At 39.7% G+C, this 24,474-nt stretch carries 17 protein-coding genes; 6 read left to right on the top strand and 11 right to left on the bottom strand.

Going from position 1 to position 24,474, the window contains the following annotated elements; translation table 11 throughout:
- Window positions 1-45: 45 nt before the first annotated feature.
- Window positions 46-1,545, bottom strand: a complete 1,500-nt coding sequence (locus tag U1E44_RS10125; RefSeq protein WP_322930965.1) for a GH3 auxin-responsive promoter family protein — start codon at window positions 1,543-1,545, stop codon at window positions 46-48.
- A 6-nt stretch (window positions 1,546-1,551) separates the two neighbouring features.
- The gene (locus U1E44_RS10130; protein ID WP_322930966.1) at window positions 1,552-2,421 is read right to left on the bottom strand and encodes a M23 family metallopeptidase; all 870 of its coding nucleotides are present in this window, start codon (window positions 2,419-2,421) and stop codon (window positions 1,552-1,554) included.
- A 176-nt stretch (window positions 2,422-2,597) separates the two neighbouring features.
- On the opposite strand from U1E44_RS10130, the gene tatA reads away from it, so the two are divergent.
- Together tatA and U1E44_RS10140 are read left to right on the top strand one after the other, a co-directional pair.
- On the top strand, window positions 2,598-2,777 hold the full coding sequence (tatA, locus tag U1E44_RS10135) for a twin-arginine translocase TatA/TatE family subunit (protein ID WP_322930967.1): 180 nt from the start codon (window positions 2,598-2,600) through the stop codon (window positions 2,775-2,777).
- Between the two features lie 371 nt (window positions 2,778-3,148).
- Window positions 3,149-5,584: an OmpA family protein gene (locus U1E44_RS10140; RefSeq protein WP_322930968.1), complete on the top strand. Its 2,436-nt coding sequence runs from the start codon at window positions 3,149-3,151 to the stop codon at window positions 5,582-5,584.
- 430 nt (window positions 5,585-6,014) lie between these two features.
- Here U1E44_RS10140 and U1E44_RS10145 read toward each other — a convergent pair whose 3' ends face one another.
- The 3 genes from U1E44_RS10145 to U1E44_RS10155 all read right to left on the bottom strand — a co-directional run bounded on the left by U1E44_RS10145 (window position 6,015) and on the right by U1E44_RS10155 (window position 9,972).
- Window positions 6,015-7,010 carry a DUF4837 family protein gene (locus U1E44_RS10145; RefSeq protein ID WP_322930969.1) on the bottom strand — a complete coding sequence of 332 codons (996 nt, stop codon included), beginning with the start codon at window positions 7,008-7,010 and terminating at the stop codon, window positions 6,015-6,017.
- A 21-nt stretch (window positions 7,011-7,031) separates the two neighbouring features.
- Window positions 7,032-8,660, bottom strand: a complete 1,629-nt coding sequence (locus U1E44_RS10150; protein WP_416242054.1) for a LysM peptidoglycan-binding domain-containing protein — start codon at window positions 8,658-8,660, stop codon at window positions 7,032-7,034.
- A 118-nt stretch (window positions 8,661-8,778) separates the two neighbouring features.
- A complete protein-coding gene (locus tag U1E44_RS10155; protein WP_322930971.1) occupies window positions 8,779-9,972 on the bottom strand; it encodes a phosphoglycerate kinase in 1,194 nt (397 codons plus the stop codon).
- Window positions 9,973-10,398: 426 nt separating this feature from the next.
- On the opposite strand from U1E44_RS10155, the gene U1E44_RS10160 reads away from it, so the two are divergent.
- Both U1E44_RS10160 and U1E44_RS10165 read left to right on the top strand, forming a co-directional pair.
- The gene (locus U1E44_RS10160) at window positions 10,399-11,550 is read left to right on the top strand and encodes a DNA polymerase III subunit (RefSeq protein ID WP_322930972.1); all 1,152 of its coding nucleotides are present in this window, start codon (window positions 10,399-10,401) and stop codon (window positions 11,548-11,550) included.
- 9 nt (window positions 11,551-11,559) lie between these two features.
- Window positions 11,560-11,970: a hypothetical protein gene (locus U1E44_RS10165; protein ID WP_322930973.1), complete on the top strand. Its 411-nt coding sequence runs from the start codon at window positions 11,560-11,562 to the stop codon at window positions 11,968-11,970.
- A gap of 63 nt (window positions 11,971-12,033) precedes the next feature.
- On the opposite strand, the gene U1E44_RS10170 is transcribed toward U1E44_RS10165, so the two are convergent.
- The 5 genes from U1E44_RS10170 to U1E44_RS10190 form a co-directional block, all read right to left on the bottom strand.
- Window positions 12,034-12,540: an OmpH/Skp family outer membrane protein gene (locus tag U1E44_RS10170; protein WP_322930974.1), complete on the bottom strand. Its 507-nt coding sequence runs from the start codon at window positions 12,538-12,540 to the stop codon at window positions 12,034-12,036.
- Between the two features lie 254 nt (window positions 12,541-12,794).
- The gene (locus U1E44_RS10175; RefSeq protein ID WP_322930975.1) at window positions 12,795-13,631 is read right to left on the bottom strand and encodes a class I SAM-dependent methyltransferase; all 837 of its coding nucleotides are present in this window, start codon (window positions 13,629-13,631) and stop codon (window positions 12,795-12,797) included.
- 126 nt (window positions 13,632-13,757) lie between these two features.
- The gene (gene mnmG, locus U1E44_RS10180; protein ID WP_322930976.1) at window positions 13,758-15,626 is read right to left on the bottom strand and encodes a tRNA uridine-5-carboxymethylaminomethyl(34) synthesis enzyme MnmG; all 1,869 of its coding nucleotides are present in this window, start codon (window positions 15,624-15,626) and stop codon (window positions 13,758-13,760) included.
- Between the two features lie 4 nt (window positions 15,627-15,630).
- Window positions 15,631-16,050, bottom strand: a complete 420-nt coding sequence (gene ybeY, locus U1E44_RS10185; RefSeq protein ID WP_322930977.1) for an rRNA maturation RNase YbeY — start codon at window positions 16,048-16,050, stop codon at window positions 15,631-15,633.
- A complete protein-coding gene (locus U1E44_RS10190; RefSeq protein WP_322930978.1) occupies window positions 16,043-19,342 on the bottom strand; it encodes a DUF4175 family protein in 3,300 nt (1,099 codons plus the stop codon). The genes ybeY and U1E44_RS10190 overlap by 8 nt, the downstream gene beginning before the upstream one ends.
- A gap of 325 nt (window positions 19,343-19,667) precedes the next feature.
- On the opposite strand from U1E44_RS10190, the gene gltX reads away from it, so the two are divergent.
- Both gltX and U1E44_RS10200 read left to right on the top strand, forming a co-directional pair.
- On the top strand, window positions 19,668-21,203 hold the full coding sequence (gene gltX / locus U1E44_RS10195; protein WP_322930979.1) for a glutamate--tRNA ligase: 1,536 nt from the start codon (window positions 19,668-19,670) through the stop codon (window positions 21,201-21,203).
- Between the two features lie 80 nt (window positions 21,204-21,283).
- Window positions 21,284-22,207, top strand: coding sequence for an SPFH domain-containing protein (locus tag U1E44_RS10200; RefSeq protein WP_322930980.1), 924 nt, complete (start codon window positions 21,284-21,286; stop codon window positions 22,205-22,207).
- A 434-nt stretch (window positions 22,208-22,641) separates the two neighbouring features.
- Here the strand turns inward: U1E44_RS10200 and U1E44_RS10205 are convergent, their stop codons facing one another.
- Window positions 22,642-24,327 (bottom strand): glutamine--tRNA ligase/YqeY domain fusion protein, encoded by a 1,686-nt coding sequence (locus tag U1E44_RS10205; protein ID WP_322930981.1) that lies wholly within the window; start codon window positions 24,325-24,327, stop codon window positions 22,642-22,644.
- Window positions 24,328-24,474: the final 147 nt, after the last annotated feature.

The following is a 24,474-nucleotide window of genomic DNA, read 5'->3' on the forward strand; positions in this document are numbered from 1 at the left end:
CATTTTGGCATTGGCAGGTACATACCGCTATGGGCGTCTATGGGTTTAGTCTATACTATATACGGATAAGGCATCGGCCAGTTTGCGATCATTAGCGAGCCTTTGCACCTTGTTCTGGCCTCCCAATTTTCCTATAGATTCCATATAATTTCTAAAGCCCCCTACCGCAACGCAGGTTATTTTTAAACGTTGTAAGATGCCCCCTTGTATCAAATCGAAATAATAACTGTTTTGCTTTTGCAATTGGTTGTCTAAAATGGTTGCAAACTTCTCCATATCAGTAGGTCGTTTTTCAAATTCTACCAACCATTCGTGGTACGGAAGTTCCTTATTTGCAGGAGTAATTTGTGGCGCCACGCTAAATTCATTGATCTGGGCATCTGTTTCACTTAGGGCAACGCGCATCGCCTCTTCTATTTCTTTGGCAATAACGTGCTCCCCAAAGGCAGAAAGAAAATGTTTTATGCGTCCGGTTACTATAATTTTGTAAGGCTTGGTACAGGTAAACTGCACGGTATCACCAATATTATACCCCCATAAACCGGCATTAGTAGAAATAATCATCACATAATTTATACCTATCTGTACATTTTCTAGGGTTAGTCGTTCGGGATTTGGCTCAAAAAACATATCGGCCTTTATAAATTCATAAAAAATACCCGAATTGAGCAGCAGCAATAAGCTTTTGTCTTTTTGCGAATTCTGATAGGCAAAAAATCCTTCACTGGCAGGAAACAATTCTATACTGTCTACGGGCTTTCCTAAAAGGTCTTCGAATTTTGCCCTGTACGGCTCATAGTTTACGCCTCCGTAAATAAACAACTGTAAGTTTGGGAATACCTCTGTTACCTTTTTTCCCGATCTGGTGTGTACCTTTTCAAAATACATTTGCACCCAAGAAGGAATTCCGGCAATAACAGTCATATCCTCGCTAAGGGTTTCCGTTACAATTTGGTTTACTTTGATCTCCCAATCTTCTATGCAATTCGTATCCCATGTGGGTAACCGATTTCGCTGTAAATAGGTAGGTACGTAATGTGCCGATATGCCAGATAAACGCCCTAATTTAATCCCGTTTTTTTCTTTCAATTCGGGACTTCCTTGTAAAAATATCATTTTACCATCTACAAAGGCTGCATTTCCGGTTTCATGGATGTAGCTTAGAATGGCGTCTCGGGCAGCGTCTATATGATGCCCTATAGAAGCTTTGGTTATTGGGATGAATTTTACTCCGGAGGTAGTACCCGATGTTTTTGCGAAATAAATAGGCTTGCCGGGCCAAAGAATACCTTCTTTACCTGCGACCACCTGATCCACATACGGTTTTAGTCCTTCATAGTCCCTAACGGGTACCTTTGCCACGAAATCGGCGTGCGATTGAATGTTCTTAAATTCGTGATCCTTTCCAAATTGAGTATTTACAGCCGATGTAATGAGTTCACGAAAAACCCTATTTTGCGTTTTAATTGGGGTATTTGCCCAATTTTTTGTTTTTAGAGCCACGTAACGGGCAAAATATTTGGCTGCAAAAGCTTTTAAGGACATGTTTTTTTATTTGAAATCTATATAATCTAAGGGATTTACATGATTGCCATTGCTCCAAAGTTCGAAATGAAGATGTGGTCCGGTGGTAAATTCGCCTGTATTGCCTACAGCAGCCAGTACTTCGCCCGCACGAACCGTTTCGCCCTGCGATTTGTTTAGGGAGCCATTGTGTTTGTACACCGATAGGAGTCCGTCTTTATGATCTAAAATAATGACATATCCCGTCTCAACGGTCCATTCCGCAAAAATGACAGTGCCATCGGCCACAGCTTTTACCGGACTGTCTTTGGGCGCCACAATATCTACCGCAAAATGCCTTTTATCTGCTTCGTAGGCTTGGGTTAACATGCCGCTTACCGGTGAAAAAAGCACCAGACCCGAACTTTCCGTATTGGTTTCAAATAAATTGTATTTGTCTTCTAGGGCTACTTGTGCCCTAAGTAAAGAGTCTTCACGAATGGGGGTAAGATCAATAGCCGATGGATCCGGTCTAAATTGCTCAAATAAAGAGTCTCTATTTATTTCATTATTGTCGATATCTCCCTTTAAAACTTTGCGAATATTATCCAAATACCTGTTGGTATAATTTAAAACGGTGACTAGTGAGTCTGTCCTGAATGTTAGTTCTGTGGCCTGCCGTTTTAATTTGGTAGACGAATAGCCCGGTATATATTCTCGCAAAGGCGTAAAAGCAATGAGCAATATAGTTAAGCCTATTAGGGCAATTATAAAGATGGTTCCTGTTACAAATACATTAAGGCGATTTAGTTTAAAGGAAATTTTTTCCTCAAAAGTACTTTCGTTTAGGATCACCAAACGGTACTTGTGAAGGAGCTTTCTTTTTATTTCCTTTCCTTTAGGTTGTTTACGAGCCATGATGAACAAAGATAAGCTTAGAATTGAAATTATAATCGCTTCCGTATTTTTTTTGACTTTTAATGTATTGGCTTTGATTTTACTACTAACCTATAATTAAATATGAATATCCGCGTTATTTAGTATATTAGGAACAAGTTTTTTAGTATATTTGTGATCCATATAAAATATATCGCATGACATCTTTAAACATATTTTTGGTAGTAGGCCCTTGGCAAATCGTAATTGTGGTGTTGGTCGTACTCCTATTGTTTGGGGGGAAAAAAATACCCGAGCTAATGCGTGGTCTGGGAAGTGGCATTAAAGAATTTAAGGATGCCTCCAAGGAAGACGACAAATTGGAAGAAAAAAAATAGCACTTATTATACGTACATTTGAACGTAAAACATCCTCAGCTGAGGATGTTTTTTTTGTTTTAGAAAGGCTGCCCCAATTTGGGATGCCTTTTTGAAGGTTTTTTCATCTGTAAGGTTTGTGTCAATTCCAAAAAAAATTGCGGCTTACAGTGACCCCCCTATAGCCCCTCACAGGCTTACTCTTAAGCCTGTAATGTTTAAAATCAGTTGCTTTACGACAAAAAGCAACCCTTTTACAACAAAAAAAACTGTTTGCCTTTAAGAAAATGTAAATTTGCCGTTACATAGTCCGTGTTAAATTACAGTGGAAACGGCCTATAGTGGTTTATTATATGTTTAAGAACAATATCACTTTTAGTATTCTCCTTTTCATGTTTCTATGGCATATCGCACCCGCCGTAAAGGTTTATGGTGCAGGGAGTCCTGAAACAATGATCGCCCATACCGAGAACTCCGTGTCTTTGCCCAGCCTTGCTTTTGAACGTGAGGCCAAGCGACATAACATTCGCTTTAAAAGCGTTAAGGCTATAGATAATGCTGCAGGGGGCTATTACACGGTGGCCGGGGTTTTTGGAAACCCAGAAAACAAGAATAAGGCTTTAAACCGCTTTAAGGCTCTAGGTTTTTCGCCGGGATTTATCCATGACACAAAAAAGAAATTATATTACGTATATCTTTCGTATTATGCTAGCGGGATGCTAGCCATTGAAGATTGTGCTTCCCATTACAATGGGAAGTATTCTGAAACCGTCTGGATTTTAAATATTGCCAATCAAAGTACTTCTATACATCGGGACAATAAGGATTCCTTGTCCGTAGCCTTCCCGGATGCACAACAAGAGCCTACTGCTGATACTTCTATTGCAGCAATTGCAAGCGTCGTGGAACCCAAAAATGATCCAAAGTACAACAAGCTCATTGCAAAAGCGAATAGTTATTTTGAAATTATGTGGTATGCCGAAGCAGCTAAACTATATGAAGAAGCACTTAAAGATAATCACAACAATGCCGCTGCGGAAATCGTAGAGCGGGTAGGTGATGCCCACTATTTTAACACCAACGTAGAAAGAGCCTATTATTGGTATACGCTGTTGTATGAAAATTATGAGGACAATCGCTCATCCAATACCATTTTTAAGTACGCCCAAACCCTAAAAGCTGCCGGAAAATATACCAAAGCAAAACGCCTCATGCGCTTATTTGATCGCCAAAAGGAATCCACAAATGCCACAAAAGATGCGGTTGCCGAAAATGTTGTGCTTGATGAGCTCCTTTTAGACAATGCCGTTTTGAAAGATCAGAAATTTGAAATTAAAAATCTAGATGTAAATTCTAAGTATTCGGATTTTTCGCCTGCGTTTTACGATACGGATGCCCTTGTTTTTGCATCTTCCAGGGATTCCTTATTCTTAAATACCAGAAGGTACAAATGGAACGATCAACCCTATTTAGACCTTTATGTGGGTAAAATAAACGAAGAAACTCAAGAAGTAAAAAGTGCCCTAAAGTTTTCAAAAAAAATAAACTCTAAATATCACGAGGCTTCGGTTACCTTTTCTCCAGACAATACAACCATGTATTTTACGCGCAATAACTACGGTAAAAAACTGCGGCGAGATTCAAAAGGAATTAACCATCTTAAAATTTACAGGTCCAAAAAAGTGAATGGGGAGTGGACGGAAGCCACAGAAATGCCTTTTAACAGCGACGCGTATTCTACGGGACATCCTGCCTTAAGTCCGGATGGAAAAATCCTGTATTTTGTCTCTGACATGCCCGGTTCTCTCGGGAAAACGGATATTTTTATGGTAGATATCTTAGACAACGGCACTTACTCTAATCCCAAAAATCTGGGGCCAAAAATTAACACCGAACAGCAGGAAATGTTCCCTTTTGTCACTCCTGAAAAATTATATTTTGCCTCAGATGGACACGACGGTTATGGTGGTTTGGACGTGTACCAAGTAGCACTGCCGGATGAAGATGGTTTTGGAGAGGTCTTTAATTTGGGAACGCCTATTAATAGCAATAGAGATGACTTTTCGTATATTGTAGATGAGGCTACGCAGAAAGGTTTTTTTGCTTCAAACAGGGATGGTGGCAAAGGGGATGATGATATCTACTCCTTCCAAAAATTGTTGCCTGAAGAAACGTCAACGCATGCCATCGAGGGGGTAATAACGGCTTTGGAGACTGGTGAAACCATGCCGAGAGCACTGATTACACTTTTAGATGAAAACAACATCAAAATCAAGGAATTACACAGCAATGAGGATGGTAGTTTTATGTTTGAAGATCTGGAAAGTAATACAAAGTACACACTACAAATTACAGCAGAAGGTTATGACACTGAAACTAGAGTGCTACAGACTGCAGAAAAGGGTATATTAACCGAAAATGTGGCGCTGAGAAAACTGCATGAAGAAATAATTGTAGAAGAAGGAATCCGCAAATTTAAAACCGAACATATTTTATTTGATTTTGATCGTTGGAATATTAAAAATGAAGCTGCCGCCGAATTAGAAAAATTAGTGCGCCTCATGTCCGAAAACCCCAACATGGTCATTAAAATTGAATCGCATACAGATTCTCGTGGTTCAAAAGAATACAACAAATACCTCTCCGATAAACGAGCCAAAGCAACCCGAGATTACATTATTTCGAAAGGTATTGCAACAAACCGTATTGAGAGTGCCATAGGCTATGGTGAAGCGCGTTTATTAAATGAATGTGACGGCAGTATTCGCTGTACCGAAAAACAACACTTACGCAACCGTAGGTCCGAATTTATAATTGTACACACCTAACTTCTTTTTCCATAACACAAGAGCAAACCCTCCCTTTGTAAACGGTGGGTTTTTTTATACCTAAGCACTCTTGTCTCTATGTAAAAAATGGGTAGACTGGCGTAAATAGTGTTTGATATAGCTCCGGATTTAGTATTTTTTATCTCATACGAATTGAAATTAGAGCAAATCAAAGAGGTGGGGTATATGTCGATTTTTTTTATGTTTAAAATGGATAAGTTATTTGCTTCATCCCCACAACATATATGTGAGCCAATGATTATTAGATTGGTCTTTCAAAACCAAGAAGGGGATAAACGTGTCTTTAAAATGGGGTTTCAATCTTAAAACAGCCGTGTTCTACACCGATATTCCTAGCAGAATTGCTCCTAAAAGAACACCTCTTTAATACATCCTAGGTTTCGTAACCTATTGGTTTAGATGGATTTTGCTATAGAGGAGCGGCACTAAATTGTACCGTCTTTAGAATGGCTTCCAATTCAAACATATAATCGCGTTTTTCTGTGGCTGGCGCAAAGGTGAATCCTTCTATAACGAGCTTCCGGTTGTTTTCCGGGTCGTTGATGATGTATGTTAAAAAAGGCCCCGCCATGGGATACCCATGTATTTCCCAAATTCCCTTTACCTCTACGGCCTTTTTTCCGCTTATTTCTGCCGGGAAGACATAGGGCGAAAAGGCCTTTTCTGTGATCATATAGGTCGTTTTTCCGGGCATATCGGGTCCGGGAATGTATTTTTGACCCATAGAATCGCGCATTTTTATAATATCCTGTACAAAAGTAGCATCGTTCTTGAAACTATGCCAGGGCATGGCGTAGACGATGATGTTCATTGTGCCTTTTTGGATCTGCCGATCTATCCACACAAAATTATCTTCTTGTTTGCCTACCCTATAAATGGAAGGAATATTTAGCGTAATTCCAAACTTTTCGCTTAGTGCAGTCTCTTTATTGAGTGATATAGTGAATCGCTTTTGGGCTTCTTTAAGCTCCAGATTTTTAAAAGAAGCGATAATTTCGTCTGCCTTGTCTTCTAAATTCTGAATAATTTCTTCCTCGGTACTTCCCTTTATTACAGCAATATATTGAGGAGATGCGTAAAGGTCTTTCTTTATATGCGCAATATTCAGCGTGTCTTTTTGAACAAACAATACCGATCTGGTATTCCGAATGGTGCCACTAAATACGCTTGGTGGCATTTGGTTTATGGTAAACAAAGGTTCTTCCCAAGTAAGACCCAATACAGGTGCTGCAAAATGTTCTCTTAGCCTATCACCGACTGTGCCTTCCCAAAGGACATTGTCTATTACGATGGCGACTGAATTAATAGCGCCTATAGATCCGGGTAAATAACTTTTTTTGTCGCCCTCCTTACATGCTGTTAAAAGCAACATAAAGACAGCCAAAAGCGGTACGTGTTTTTGCATAAGGTGTGGTTTTGAAAACGATTAACAACTGCACAGCTTTAGTTTTGTGCCTGGTTTTATATCGTTACCACTAATACCGTTCCATTCTCGTAAATTATCAATAGAAATTCCGGGATATTTTCTAGAAATAGTCCATAATGAGTCCCCGTTTTGTACGGTATGAACTTTTACGTCGTTCGCAATGGCTGTATTTGCAGGCCTTGCAGATGCCTCAGAAGCGGTTTTAACAGGTTTTGGCGTGCCGTTTGCATATATCGTTAGTCGTTGGCCTACGCGAATGGTATTACTACGCAATCCGTTCCAATCTTTAAGGTCAGATACCCGCACCCGATACCTATCGGCAATTTTACCCAGCACATCGCCGCTTTGCACCCTATACCGGATCGGATTTCCTTGAATCTGTGCTTGTTGTGGGGCTATGGTTTCTTCCGATTTCAGCGCCTCCTTCACATAGGCATAAATAGCCTCCTCATTAGTAACAAATTTCCCCATCGACTTAACAGGTAAGCGCAGCGCATAATTTTTATTCGCTACATAGGGGATTACATCCAACCTGTAGGAAGGATTCAAAATCTTCAGTTCCTCTACATCCACATCAACCAAATCCGAAATTTGTTGAAAGGTTATATTGCTTTTTACATGAATGGTATCGGTTTCAAAATAAGGACGGGCAACCGGCTTACCCTTTAACCCATGCTCTTCGGCATATTCAAAAATATACATCATGGCCAAAAAGGCAGGCACATACCCGGCGGTTTCTCTAGGTAGGTTTCTCCTAATGTTCCAATAATTGGTATATCCTCCAGATCTTCTTATGGCCTTGTTTACATTGCCCGGACCTGAATTGTAAGCTGCCAATGCCAAATCCCAATCGCCAAAAATATCATATAATTTGGCCAGGTATTTACTTGCTGCTTTGGTGGATGCTATAGGATCACTACGTTCATCTACATAACTATTTACATCGAGTTTGTACATTTTGCCCGTGCCGTACATAAATTGCCAAAGTCCTGTTGCACCTACTCTAGAACGAGCTCTTGGATTTAGAGCCGATTCAATAACTGCCAAGTATTTAATTTCTAAGGGAATGTTATGCCGATCTAATTCTTGCTCAAACATGGGAAAATAGAACTGACTCAACGTGAGCATACGTTCTAAAAAATCGCGTTTACGCGTTAGAAATGAATTTATAACGTTCTCCAAGGAGGGATTGTACACCACGTTGAAAGGTGTTTTTTGGTTGATTTGTTCTAACCGAAGTTTAAGGGTCTCTGTATTTACATTAGGATGATATACAGAATCTATTTCCAGTTGTGCTATTTCTTCATAGATTACCTCAAAAAGTGCTGTATTAGTTACCATTTCCTTCATCCATAGGCTGTCGTACTTAGCCGCTTCCGGCAGGTCTTGAAGGTTGAATTTTTTATCCGATGATGCGGACGGGAAAATTGATGTTAGCGGTACTTCTTCAGATTCCATAACTACCACTTGCTCAACACTTTCCGTGTCTACTGCCAAGGTGTCTTTTGCAACCAGTACTGCTTGTTCGCTTTCAACGGACGCAACAGGCGTAGATGGAGCGGTTTGGGAATAACCATGCCATACGAAAGCCGAGACTATAAGAGTAGAAAAAAACGGTTTGTGATACATCATAGGGCTGTTATTAAACTAAATGAGGATAACGAAAATCGCCTTTTTTTCTGAAATACTAAAATTTAATATCGAAAAAATGCGCAAATACGCAATGCCCCGTTTATCGATAACGCCTTTATCCTTCTAATATTGCAGCGATACCGGGCAAGATTTTACCCTCTAGACTTTCCAGCATGGCACCGCCACCGGTTGAAACATAACTTACTTTGTCTTCAAAGCCAAATTGCTTTACCGCCGCTACAGAATCACCACCACCTACTAATGAAAATGCCCCGTTTTGAGTAGCTTCATCTATATAATTACCAATAGCAATGGTTCCGTTGGCAAAATTTTCCATTTCAAAAACCCCTACGGGGCCGTTCCATAAAATGGTTTTAGAAGCAAGTATTACTTTTTTGAAGTTTTCTAAGGTCTTTGGTCCTGCATCAAGACCCTGCCAACCCTCCGGTATAGCATCTACCGGTACGATTTTGGTTTGTGCCGAATTACTAAAGGCATCTGCCGCCAACACATCTACGGGAATATGTACGGTTACCCCTTTTTCTTTGGCTTTTTCCAAAATCTCCAACGCCAGTTCCATTTTGTCATCTTCACAAATGGAATCGCCTACTTGTCCGCCTTTCGCTTTAACAAAAGTATACGTCATTCCACCTCCAATAATTAGATGATCTACCTTGTCTAAAATATTTTCTATGATGGTAATTTTTGAAGATACTTTAGCACCCCCTAAAATAGCCGTTATGGGTTTTTCGCCCGTGCGCATAACCTTTTCTATAGCTTCTATTTCATTAGCCAGTAAGTACCCGAATGCCTTTTTACCCGGAAAGAAATTGGCAACAATAGTCGTAGAAGCATGCGCCCTATGCGCGGTACCAAAGGCATCATTAACATATATATCCCCTAATTTGGACAGCTTTTCGGAAAAATCCTTGCTACCTTCCTCTTCCTCTGCATGAAATCGTAAATTTTCGAGCAATAGGATCTCACCACTTCTTAAATCGGATACTGCATTCTCGGCGGTTCTTCCTATGCAGTCATCTGCAAACTTCACAGTAACGCCTATAATCTCGGATACTTTGGCGCATATATGCTTTAAAGATAAATCGGCACTACGTTTACCGTCGGGTCGGCCTAGATGACTCATTAACACCGCACTACCGCCATCTTCTAACACTTTTAGAATGGTAGGCTTGGCTGCTTCTATTCTACTGGCATCCGTAACCTCAAAATCTGCATTAAGCGGCACATTAAAATCTACCCGAATGAGTGCTTTTTTGTCTTCAAAATTAAAATCGTCTATCGTTTTCATCTATTTAAAATAAATTTATTTCTATTATCATGCGTCAACCAAGCCCGGTGCGGAAAAGGAACGCCTATAATCTTGCTTTTTGGCGTTCCATTTTACCCTAAACACGCTGTTGCTATTTTGTCTATTTGCAAATGTAAAGATTTATGCAGCGCTTCTAAACCCCAAATTCATAATATTTATGAAATTGTATTTTTTAATGATGCGTCTTTGTCTGTGCCGAATATCTTGGTCGTACGTACTATTATAGATTTATATTGAATCCTATTGCATCCTTTAATGCTTCATTATTGGGGCTTTATGCCGTTACTAGCAATCTATCTGAAGATTAAATTTTGGTGCTGCTCCTTCTTAAATAAAATAGTACCCAGAGTACGGTCTATTGCCGCAGCGCACCTTATAAATGCTAAAAAAAACTATCTTTGACTTATGTTGTTTCGTGATATTTTAGGTCTGGATCATATAAAAAAGCACTTAACCACTAGTGCAGACGCCGGGCGCATTCCCCATGCCCAAATGTTTGTGGGTGCGGAAGGTGTTGGCACACTGCCAATGGCACTGGCTTATGCACAATACATTCTGTGTAAAAACAGTGAAGCAGAAAATACTACCGGCAACGAGGCCTGCAATCTAAAGTGCTCGCATTTTTCGCACCCCGATCTTCACTTTGCTTTTCCCGTAGCCAATACCGAAAAGGTAAAGTCGCACGCTGTAAGCAATCATTTCATGGGAGATTGGCAGCTCTTTTTAAAAGAACAGCCTTATGGCAATCTTTTTGATTGGTATCGCCACATAAACATTGAAAAAAAGCAGGGGCTCATTGGTGTGGATGAAGCCCAAGACATTGCGCGGAAATTAAGTTTAAAGTCGTATGAAGGCGGCTGGAAGGTGATGCTTATTTGGATGGCCGAAAAATTGAATACGCAAGCTGCCAACAAGCTTTTAAAACTTTTGGAAGAACCGCCTGCTCAGACTTTATTTTTATTAGTTGTAGAGGAGGAGGAAACCCTACTGCAAACCATACGCTCGCGTTGCCAGGTACTTCATTTCCCTCCTTTAGCGGATCAGGTAATTGCACAAAAATTACAGGAAAATGGATTACCATTGGATGAAGCAATGCGCATTGCGCACGAGGCCAACGGGAATTACAACAAAGCTTTAGACCTAATGCATAAGGACTCCGAAGATCTCGTTTTTGAAAAGTGGTTTGTACAGTGGGTTCGCAGCGCTTTTAAAGCTAAGGGCAATAAGGCTGCTATTCATGAGTTACTGCTTTGGAGTGATGAAGTCGCCAAAACAGGTAGAGAAACGCAAAAAAAGTTTTTGGTCTATGCCCTTGCCATGATGCGGCAAGCGCTGCTTCGAAATTATAATGCTGAGACGTTGGCCTATATGAAGATTCATATGGAAGGATTTCAGTTTGAGAAATTTGCCCCATTTATACATGAAAATAATATTTTTGGAATTGTTTCCGAAGTAGAAGATGCCATGTATCACGTAGAGCGAAACGGAAATTCCAAGCTTATTTTTACGGATTTATCAATTAAATTAACGCGGCTATTACACACCAAAGCCTCTTAACACACGCTAATGATGATGACTACAATCTTTAACAATGCCACCGAAATTAGTATATTATTATTTCTATGCATCACTTTTGCACAAAGCGGGATAGATAAAATAATAGATTGGGAGGGTAATTTGAGTTGGTTAAAAAGCCATTTTAAGAAAACCATTTTTAAGACTTCCATTCCGCTCTTGTTGGGAATCCTTATTGTCTTAGAAATGGCCTCGGGGCTTTTGTCTGCGCTTGGTATCGTAAAATTAGTTTTAGATGGCACCCAAACTATAGCCCTGTATGCTGCTCTATTCTCGGTGTTTTCGTTTTTACTATTGCTCTTAGGTCAGCGCATCGCTAAAGACTACGATGGCGCTCGTACTATTGCTATCTATTTTATACCCGCTGTATTCTTGCTTTTTCTCTTACAGCACGGAACCTAGATAGAACTAAAAAAGGGAAGCGATGTACTTGCTTCCCTTGAAGTATAGAACACATGCTAGTTCCTATTTCTTGTATTTTTCATTTAATAGTTTGGTGATTTCTTCGGTAAGGTTATGGGCTTCTGCCCCATAGAGCACACTACCCCCATCACCGCCACTTAAAATATAGGCATATCCGTTAGCCTTTCCGTAAGCACTAATTTCACGCTTTACCTTACTCACCATACTATCGATCTCTGTCTGATTTTCCTGCTGTAATTGCTGCTCTTCCTGCTGTAATTGTTGTCCTATCATTTGACTCCTTTGCTGTAGTAACCCGTATTCTTCCTGAGCTCTGTTTTGTGCCATACTTTGCGCCCTTTGTTGAAAAGCTTGTGCTTCCAACTGAAAACTCTGTGAGATACTATCTCTCTTTTTTGTAAATTTTGCCGCCTTTGCGTTAAACTTGGTCTCCACATCCACCTTTTCTTGATACGCATTAATGAGCTTTACGTTATCTACATAACCTATTTTTTCTTGCTTGCATGCAACGGCTAGAACGATGGTAAAAGCCAGAACTATATTTTTCATTATTTTAAAATTTAAAGTTGCGCAAAAGTATGAAAGCTTTTTTGATTATTTCATGACTAAGGCACGTAATACCATTATGGATTAAAGGCGCCCTTGAGACAGGTTTTATTAAACATAATTAAATACTATAATTTACCATTATTAGTATAGTTTTACTCTATACTCTTGGCCTATGTTAAAGCGCATTTTACAGCGTATTGGAAAATTTGTGTGCCAAGGTATAGTCTTATCAAAAAATACCCCTAGCAACGCTCTTAATCCATTTTTTGGTGTTTTAAAATGTAAATGTGAGAAGAAAACTCCCCCGTGTACCATCCTTTGATATTGGATTTGATCCCAATCCAAAACGCATTAAGATAATTGGATTTACCCGTTTTGTACTTCTCCGAAAGTAAGGCCACATAAAAGGCGTCTAACCACATAGGCTTAACAGAAATTACTTCCATACCGTGCGATTTAAATTTCCTTTCAATAGCTGTTCTGGAAAAATGCCAAAGATGTCGTGGTGTATCATACCCTGCCCAAAAGCTTCCGTAAAATTGAGCATCAAACGATTTATAATTAGGTACGGCTACTACAAGCGTTCCCCCTATTTTTAAGCTCGATACGATTTTTGTAAGTTGTGCCTCAAGATTAGGAAGGTGCTCTAAAACATGCCACAGGGTAATACAATTATATTTGCGGTAACCAATAGCCTCGGTATGGGATGCAAGGGTGACCCCTTTTTGTAATGCTTTTTCTCTGGCCCCTTCATTGGGCTCCACGCCTGCAATAACCCAACCTTCTTTTTTGGCTGTCACTAAAAAATCGCCTGTGCCTGCGCCAATATCTAATACACTTAGATCACCTTTAACGTACCGTCGTAAAAGTGTCATTTTCCTTTTTAGATTGATTTTTTTTGCAAACTGGTATGCCTTTTCCAGTACGGATTTGGATGCATCGGTATGTGAAATATAGGTTTCACTTTGATAATAAGGCTCTATAACTTTGGGCACCGGTTTTGTCATCAACATATCGTTATCCGGATCCTGCCATAATTCAAAATCCTCTTGGGTAACAGCAAAGTCCTTGGTGCGGAGATACAATTTCATTTTTGGTATAATTCGTAGTGTTTCACTCTTGGGTATGTCCTGAAGGCTCTGATAGACATGTATTCGTATTTTGCGATTTGTTCCACGTGGAACAAGTGGATTCCTAAAAAATTTCTAATGCCACTATTAACGCCCCATATATACTAGAAGCACACTGATGTCGCTAGGGGACACCCCACTAATACGGGAGGCTTGCGATATGCTTGTTGGCTGAATCTTGGTAAGTTTTTCTCTAGCCTCGAAAGACAAGGATTTTAATTTTGTGTATTCAAAATTAGGCGGAATACGTATATTCTCTAATCGTTGTAGTTTGTCGGCATTATTTTTTTCTTTCGCAATATAGCCCGAATATTTTATTTGAATTTCTGTTTGTTCCAGCACCTCATTTGAAAGCTCATTCTTGGCTATGTAACCATTTACAGTGTCCAATTTTTTCAAATGTTTCATCGTAATTTTGGGTCGCGCTAAAATTTTGAATATTTTGTCACCCTGATTTACTTTAGCAGATGCTACCTCTTCCAATATGGGGTTTACCTCTTCGGGTTTAAAACTAGTCTCTTTAAGATAGTGCACAAAAGCCACTGATTTACGTTCCTTTTCCTCCATTCTACGCAACCTATCTTCTGTAGCTAAACCAATTCTATATCCTTTGGGCGTGAGTCGCACATCTGCATTATCCTGTCGTAATAGCGTTCTATACTCCGCACGAGATGTAAACATCCTATACGGCTCTTCCGTGCCCTTGGTGATAAGATCGTCTATTAAAACCCCTATATACGCCTCGTCTCTACTTAGCTCAAACGGCTCCTTATTATGTACTTTAAGATGCGCATTAATTCCTGCCATTAGACCCTGACACGCCGCTTCCTCATAGCCCGTAGTTCCGTTAATCTGACCGGCAAAATACAAGTTTTCCACTAATTTTGTTTCAAGGGTCTTGCGCAACTGGGTAGGTGGAAAATAATCGTATTCTATAGCATAGCCTGGTCTAAAGAATTTCACCTTTTCAAAACCCCGAACCGCTCTAAGCGCCTTAAATTGAACTTCTTCCGGTAGCGATGTGGAAAATCCATTTACATATACCTCTACGGTATTCCACCCTTCGGGTTCCACAAATAATTGATGTGCCTCTTTGTCCGAAAATCGGTTAATCTTATCTTCTATGGACGGACAATACCGAGGGCCAATACTTTTAATGCTGCCATTAAACATAGGCGACCGATCAAAACCTTCTCGTAACAGTTCGTGTACCTCCTTACTGGTATGCGTCAAATAGCAGTCGCGCTGAACACTCAAGACCTGACTATCTAAATACGAAAATTTCTCGGGCACCGCATCACCGGGCTGTGGAATCATCACACTAAAATCAAGAGACCGTCCATCAACTCGAGGGGGCGTACCCGTCTTCATCCGACCACTTTCAAATCCAAGCGCTACCAATTCCTCAGTTATTCCGGTAGCCGCCTTCTCCCCTGAACGACCTCCCCCCAACTGCTTCTCTCCTATATGTATTAATCCGTTTAAAAATGTCCCGTTCGTTAGTACAACTGCACGGCCACGTATCACGGATCCTAACGAAGTACGTACCCCAACGACATGTCCCTTTTCTATCACTAGGCCCTTTACCATTTCCTGATAAAAATCGACATTTGGGGTCGCCTCCAATGCTAAACGCCATTCTTCTGCAAAGCGCATTCTATCATTTTGTGTCCTAGGACTCCACATCGCAGGTCCTTTGGATTTATTTAGCATCTTAAACTGTATAGCGCTTTTATCACTAACAAGGCCGCTATACCCCCCCAATGCATCAATTTCTCGTACAATTTGCCCTTTTGCAATACCGCCCATAGCCGGATTACAGGACATTTGTCCAATAGTTTGCAAATTCATGGTTACCAATAAGACTGTAGAACCCATATTTGCTGCAGCAGCAGCCGCTTCTGCCCCGGCATGACCAGCCCCTACCACAATTACATCATACGTAACATTCATCATAACCTCATAGTTCCACGTGGAACAATTCTATCATTTCATTCTCCTTTATTCGCATTTCCTTCTGCTCTTCTTTCGACTTATCCTTGTAGCCCATCAAATGCAGTATACCATGAGCCATTACGCGCAATACCTCTTCATAAAATTGTGTGTCAAAGGTTATGGCATTATCCTTAACCCTTTCGATACTAATAAAAATATCCCCGCTAAGTTCATCGCCGTCCACATAATCAAAAGTAATAATATCGGTAAGTTCGTCGTGCTTCAAATAGTGTAGATTAATAGAATGTAAATAACGATCATCACAAAAAACATAATCTATCTGTCCTATAAATTTACCCCTGCCAACGACATAGTTTGTAATCCACTGAGCTACCTTGGCTTCGTGATTTAATCGAAACTCGCATTCATAATGACAATTAATCATCCCCCTTAAAATAATCTCTCACTTTATCCTGAAAAATATTTTGCAAAGGTAATACTTGCCGTTGTAATACCTCTATTTGATTTTGATAATTCCTAAAAAACTCAGGCGCCGATCGTCCAGAAAAATTATATTGTAATAGATTGGTGTTGCTTTTTCTTTCCTCCTCCTCACCTTGTTTCAATTGCGCATCCTTAAGTTTTAATAATTCATATTGAATCGTGTTCATTTTTGCTATGCTTTGAAAAGTAACCCCATTTTCAATCAAATTATTTTGAAAATCTTCCATCTGTTCAATTAATTTTTCGCCAATCTTACGATCATCCCCATTGATCATATTCTGTAACTGTTCCTCTAAACGCTCTTTTATAAACTGTTGTTCCTTGTAGATCTCGAATACCTCCTGGGCTCGAATTTCCTCCCCGGTGGCTCCTTCTCCGTGTTTGTATTGAGATCCCTTAGTCCCTTCGCCTTTACCTCCCTTTGTGCCGCTTCCCTCCTTACCGTTTTCCGAATTGCCCTTACTGCCCTTTCCTTCTCCCTCCTTTTCTCCAGACCCCATTTGGCCCAACTTCTTTCGCAATTCCCCTTGCCCTTGAATAATATCGGGAAGTTGAAAATTGTTTCCCTGACCCGAACCCTCACCTGATCGTAAACTCTGTTGCATATTCTCTAGAATAGTAACTAAAAAGTCTGCCAATTCATTAGATGCCGTAATCACATATTGCTGATAAGAAACCCCCTGATACCATTGTCCTTGTACCAATCTATCTATGGAACGGTCGATATTATAGTACACAGCACCAATTTGTTCGTTTACAAACTCGGACAACTCCGCTCTTCGTAAAGACAGTGACAACAAACTGTCATCCACATGTTCGAAAAGTAATTTTAGCTCCTGCTGCTGCCTTACCGCACTAGATAATCGATTTTCAGATAAACCTTCATTATTTAAATATTCATATAAACCCTCTTGTTTAAAAGAGAACAAAACCAAATTATCCAGTATCTGCCGCAACATCGCCGCATCCTCCGCCATCGTAGCTTCACTATCCCCGCTAGAACTACTACCCAATTGCTCACTTAATTCCTTCATCTTATTGGCAGCGGACTTCTGCTTTTCATTGGCTCTTTTTTGACTAGTAGCATCACCAGTGCCTTGTTCCTCCTCTTGAAGTTCGTTTAACGCATCCTTTTGATCCTCTCGAATTCCATTTTCCAACACCCCATTATCCGGCAACTCCAAAGGCTTTTTTAGCGACCTGTTATCCTCACGTAACTCGTCTATTTCCTTCTTAATCTCAATAAATGAGTCATTTAGAGTTTCCTGCTCTTTAACCTCTTTATAGCTCGACTCCTTTTCATTGGACAAAATTTCCTGTTGTTCAGACAATTTTTCCAATTCCCGAGCGAGTTGCGCTGATTTTTCGGAAACGTAATACCTTTTGGTTAATTCCACCAACTGTTCTAATCCCCTTTGATTATTCTTCTGTTTATTACCCAACTCATCCAGCTTCTTTTGTAGCTCATCCTTATTCATTTTCTCAGCCAACTGCTCTAATTCCCTTAACAGCTCCTGATTCTTTTGCGCCTCCATTTCTTGACGCTCCAAACGCTCCTGAAGAAGCTCATTCAATTCGTCCTGATTACTATTCTTAGCTAAACTTTCTTTGATTTGTTTGCTAAAATTTTTCATGAGCCCCTCTTGTTGCAACTGCCGTTCTAGATATTCCTTAATTTTACGTTGTTCATTAAAAGAAAGAATTCTATCCTCCTTTTGATTCTTTCTGAGTTCCTCTAATACCTCAGTCTGCTCCAAAATGCCCTCTTTACTGTTACTAAAATTCTCTAATAGCGTTTGCCTAACATCTAACTCTTTCTTATACAACTCTTTATCGGTATAGATGCGCTGTTTAAATACCTCCGTACGTGACGCTTTTCCTCCACGTATACCATCATTATCCGTAACTTCAAAATAGAATTCATAGGTTGTATCCGCTTCTATATCCATGTTATCTGGAAAGGCGTAATAAAAGGAATCTACCGTACCCACAGGCCTACGCAAGACCAATTGCTTTGCTTCCTCAGACAACCCTTCCGGAAAATAAACAACTTTTAAAGTTGATAACCCATAATCATCGGACAAACTACCTCGAAAATACTGTTCATTGCCTTCCAAAGAATCTAATGCCCTACTTACCGAAATCGTGGGAAACGCATCCGCTATTACCCTAAAACCATAAGGCACCCTTTCGTATTCTTTAAGTACCTCATTGGAGGTACTAATGGTATAATTTAAATCTTCATCTACTTTATGACGCAATCTAAAATCGCCCTTTTTCCTTTCAAAAGCTCTAATAGCATCTGCCGTTACCCAATGAATACTATCGGTATTCCTACCCACAATTCTCCATTCCACCTCGGTACCTTCCGGAATGGTAGCGTTACCAGTACTTCTGATAACCTCCTCATCCCTCATTAAATACTTAGGATAGGATAGGGTCATTTCAAAATCTAGTATCACCGGCGTTCGCATCAATTCCATGGTATACTCCTTAGATTTTATGCCATTTGCCTCAAAATAGAATTGTGCCCCGTCTATGGGAATAACCGCACTATACTCAAAATTATCCTCTTGACGTTGCATTGCATAGGCTTTCCCATTAATTACGACTTGCACCGAAGCAGGCCGCAAATTGCCTGTAGTAACCACCTGTATTTTATAGGGTTCATCTTCAATAGCCCTAAGACCCGTAGAAACCAATTGAAATTTAAACGGTGCAGGTACTTCATATACCTGACTGTAATTAATCACTCTTTCATAGGAAACAAAAAAATCATGCATCCTCCCACTTATCCAAAGTAAGAATAATATACCAATAGGTATTACAATAAATTTTACGTACCTAATTCCAGCCCGAAAATTGATCGCATTTTGAAAAGGAATACTCCGGAGCAAACGAGAACGTTGTAGAATACTTGCTCTTAACAATTCTGAAGCATCCTTATTAGCTACAAGGTCCAAAAGATTGTGCAATTTATCCTTGACATCGGGAAACTGTGCTCCAATAATAATAGAAGCATCTCTATTCGATATCCCGTGCCGAATTTTAAACAGAAAAAGTAAGGGCACAAAAATGTACTTATATAGCAGCCCAGAAGCCAGAACCAACCCAAGAAGTAACAACGCAAAACGCCCCATGGAAGGAAGCCATAGGAAATACTCCACACCAAGCACACCCATAACCAATAACAAAACCAAAGTAGTACATAGAAACAGTCCTTTGATCAGCATAATAGTATAATACTTTCTGCTGAACTTTTCCAACTTTGTTAGTATCTCCTCAAATTCATTCACCGATACCTAATTAATATATATAGCAAGATACTTTTAACCCCACAAAACTTTTAAAAAAGAATGTTAAAATAGACATAACCTAAACGCATCGTATCACAATCCGATGTTCGTACCCAACCACAGAACCCAATTTAATCTAAATATTGAAATGTTAAATACCTTTACCCGTAGTTTTGCTATTTCCAAAAGGCAATTGCATTAGAATACTACAAATTATAATCCTAAATCAACTTAAAGTATCTTTGCTGTTAAATTTCTAATTATGAACCATACCATACGCGTACGATTTGCACCAAGCCCCACAGGTGCGTTGCATATTGGCGGTATCCGAACTGCCCTATACAACTACTTATTTGCTAAAAAACATAAAGGTGTCTTTGTGCTTCGTATCGAGGATACCGATCAGAATAGATTCGTTCCCGGAGCAGAGAGCTACATCATAGAATCGCTAAAATGGTGCGGTATTCCTTTCGACGAAGGTCCTGGCCTACCCGGTAACTATGGTCCTTATAGACAAAGTGAACGTAAACATCTCTACAAAGCATACGCCGAGCAACTTGTAACATCAGGAAACGCTTATTATGCGTTTGATACCACCGACTCCCTAGAGAAGCACAGAAAAACTCACGAAGAAAAAGGGAAAACCTTTATTTACAACTGGCATAACCGCCAGAAACTAGACAACTCCCTAACCCTTACTGAGCACGAAACTACTCAACGTTTAGCTTCCGGAGTCGATTACGTAATCCGCTTTAAAAGCCCCAAGGATGAAAAACTACACCTAACAGACATCATACGCGGATCTATGGAAATAGACACCAATGTTCTCGATGATAAAGTGCTATTTAAAAGTGATGGCATGCCTACCTATCATTTGGCCAACATTGTAGATGATCATTTAATGGAAATATCCCACGTGATCCGAGGCGAAGAATGGCTTCCTTCGTTAGCCTTGCATTATCTTCTTTACCGCGCATTTGATTGGAGACCACCAGCCTTTGCACACCTACCCCTTCTTCTAAAACCCACAGGAAAAGGAAAGCTTAGCAAACGAGATGGTGAAATAATGGGATTTCCGGTATTTCCACTTCAATGGGAAAACACCAAAGGGTATCGGGAAGAAGGCTACTTTCCGGAAACTGTTGTCAATTTCTTAGCGCTTTTGGGTTGGAATCCCGGAACAGAACAAGAGATTTTTAGCTTACCAGAATTAACCGATTCCTTTAGTCTAGAGCGGGTTCAAAAATCAGGTGCCCGTTTTGATATAGAGAAAACCAAGTGGTATAATCAATATTATCTACAGCAGAAATCAAACGACGAACTTACTCGTTTATTTTTACCTCTTCTTAAACAAGCACTTTTACAGCAACAAAATCCTGTTTGTTTTAATATCGATGAGCCGACCGCCATACAACAAATTTCCAAAATTATAGCCCTAGTTAAAGATAGGGCTACTTTTGTAAAAGAATTTTGGGATCTGAGCTCCTATTTCTTTGTAACTCCTCTAAGTTATGATTCAAACGCGGTATCGAAGCAATGGAAACCTAATACCCCACAAGTAATTTCAGAACTTCTTTCCCTCTTAGAAGCCGTTGAACCTTATACGGCCGATTTCCTTGAAACTACTCTAAAACAATGGATTTCTGAAAAAGGATATTCCTTTGGACAACTAATACCCCCGCTACGCCTCGTTATTGTAGGAGAAATGAAAGGACCTTATCTTTTTAACATCTTGGAACTAATAGGTAAAAAAGAAACGCTAATACGTATTAAAAATGCACTGCAACACTTAAATTAAAAAGATCACAAATATTTAAAAAACAACCAAATATTAATTTAGAGTTCTTATCTTAAGACCTAATATAAAACAACATCGTTATGGGCTCATTTCTACTTTTTCCTATTGTATTTTTTATTGTAATTATCCTATTCGCCTCCTTTTTTACCGTGAAACAACAAACCGCAGTAATTATAGAACGGTTCGGAAAATTTCAAAGCATTCGTCATTCCGGGCTTCAATTAAAAATTCCATTAATAGATCGTATTGCTGCACGTATTGGACTCAAAATTCAGCAATTGGATGTTATCGTTGAAACAAAAACCTTAGATGATGTATTTGTTAAATTAAAAGTTTCTGTGCAATACGTTGTTATAAAAAGCAAAGTGTATGAAGCGTTCTATCAATTAGAATACCCTCATGACCAAATTACATCTTATGTATTTGATGTGGTACGGGCAGAAGTTCCAAAAATGAAACTGGACGACGTATTTGTAAAAAAGGACGATATAGCCATAGCCGTTAAATCCGAATTGCAAGACGCCATGCTAGATTATGGCTACGATATTATAAAAACGTTAGTGACGGATATTGATCCGGATGCACAAGTTAAGGAAGCCATGAACCGCATTAATGCCTCTGAGCGTGAAAAAATTGCCGCTCAATTTGAAGGTGATGCCGCCCGCATTCTCATTGTTGAAAAAGCAAAAGCCGAAGCTGAGAGCAAGCGTCTGCAAGGACAAGGGATTGCCGATCAACGTCGTGAAATTGCTCGGGGTCTCGAGGAATCCGTAGAAGTACTAAACAAAGTTGGCATTAATTCTCAAGAAGCTTCCGCCCTTATTGTAGTAACCCAACATTACGACACCCTACAATCTATTGGTGAGGCCACGCATACCAATCTCATTCTTTTACCCAATTCTCCCCAAGCCGGTAGCGACATGCTCAATAATATGGTAGCCTCATTTACAGCAAGCAATGTCATTGGTGAAGCAATGAAAAAGGAAAAACTAAAAGGAAAGTAACACACTGCCCATTTCAAAATTAAAAATCCCTATCAAAAAGTACTGATAGGGATTTTTTTTGAAAAAAGGCACTAGACGCCTTATGTTCTCATTTCAATAGTCCGGTATACCTACGGCTAAGCCCAAATTTAAAAAGGTCTTAAAATCGATATAGCAAGACATCTGACATCGAAAATACCAATGATTATATTAAACTATATAAAATTTAATTATGCCCCTGATACTATCCATAAAAGCCAATAGTCTAACTGAAAAATAGCCCACCGAATAATAACGCCTTCCTCACCCTTTTCTCTTTTACCATTTTCGTTGGCGGAATACAATTCCTTTCCTAAACAAACAAAAAACCATTCCTGCTAGAAAAATTTTGCTACAAGGTCATTCGTTTAAACTAATTTTGATTTTGGACTGATCCAAACTTATTCGATAAATTCTTACACCTTCTCTTGAAGTTTTGCCCACGTATCTCTCAAACCAACCACTTTATTAAAAACCAATCGATCTTCCATTGTATCCAAATCTACATTAAAATAGCCCAACCGCTGAAATTGAAACCTATCACCGGGTTTCGCATTCTTAACACTTGGTTCCAGATAACCGGTACTAATTTTTAAAGAATCAGGATTTATAAAATCTAGAAAATCCACATCTTTATGTGCATCCGGCGTTTCATCGGTGAATAAACGATCATAGAGTCGCACCTCGGAAGAAATTGCATGCCCCACAGAAACCCAATGCAAGGTTCCCTTTACTTTTCTGAGACTCTCTTCAGAGCCACTACCACTCCTGCTCAATGGATCGTAGGTCGCTTGAATTTCAGTTATATTCCCATTGGTATCTTTTGTTACGCTTTCAGCCTTAATAATATACGCCGATTTTAACCTGACTTCACCCCCTAATTTTAACCGGAAGAATTTTCTGTTCGCTTCCTCCATAAAATCTTCTCGTTCTATAAATAGTTCTTTTGAAAACGGAACCGTTCTAAAGCCGGCACTAGTATCCTCCGGATTATTTTCTGTCTCCATCCACTCCACCATGTCATCCGGATAATTGGTAATTACCACCTTAACCGGATCTAATACCGCCATAACACGAGGTGCTATTTTATTCAGGTGCTCCCGTACATGAAACTCTAACAATCCTACATCTACTACATTATCACGTTTAGCGATCCCTATAGTATCTGCAAAATTACGAATAGCTTCCGGCGTATACCCTCGACGACGCATTCCTGTAATTGTAGGCATTCTTGGATCGTCCCAACCCCTGACGATTTTTTGAGTAACCAATTGAAGCAGTTTGCGTTTACTCACCACGGTATAGCTCAGGTTCCGTCTGGCAAATTCCCTTTGCTTGGGTCTTATCGTATCCCCTTGTACTACTTGATCTAAAAACCAGTCGTACAACTCTCGATGCATGGCAAATTCTAACGTACATAACGAATGCGAAACCTGTTCTATATAATCGCTTTCACCGTGTGTCCAATCGTACATCGGATAAATACACCAATCGGTACCAGTGCGATGATGTGCCTTATGCATTATGCGATACATTACGGGATCTCGCATTAACATATTGGAAGAAGCCATGTCGATTTTAGCCCTAAGTACATGAGTTCCTTCCTTAAACTCACCGTTCCTCATGCCTTGAAACAATGTTAAATTTTCCTGTACCGATCGGTTTCTATAAACACTTTCTACACCAACACTCGTAGGAGTTCCCTTCTGTACAGCTATGGCTTCGGAAGACTGACTATCTACATAGGCTTTGTTCTGTTTAATAAGGTAAATAGCCCAATCATAGAGTTGCTGAAAGTAATCCGATGCATAACACTCTACGTCCCAAGTAAAACCTAACCATTCTACATCCGCTTTTATAGCGTCTACAAATTCTTGCTCTTCCTTAGAAGGATTGGTGTCATCAAACCGCAAATTCACCGGGGCATTATAGCGTAACCCTAAGCCAAAATTTAAGCAAATGGAACTCGCATGACCAATATGCAAATACCCGTTTGGCTCCGGTGGAAACCTAAATCGTAACTTAGATTGAGGAAACCCTGCCTTTAAATCATCCTCCATAATATGCTCTATAAAATTTAGCGACCGCACTATCTCACTCATGCCATTGAAATTGAGGCACAAATGTAGGAAAAATGACATTACAAGTGCCTATAAAAAAGATTCACTTCACTTAAATACCATTTCACAACATATTCCATATACGCCACAACATTAAGTTCTTTGCGCTGTAATTAAAATCCATATTTG

The organism is Aurantibrevibacter litoralis (assembly GCF_034651555.1).
In the GTDB taxonomy this organism is placed as follows: Bacteria; Bacteroidota; Bacteroidia; order Flavobacteriales; family Flavobacteriaceae; genus Aurantibrevibacter; species Aurantibrevibacter litoralis.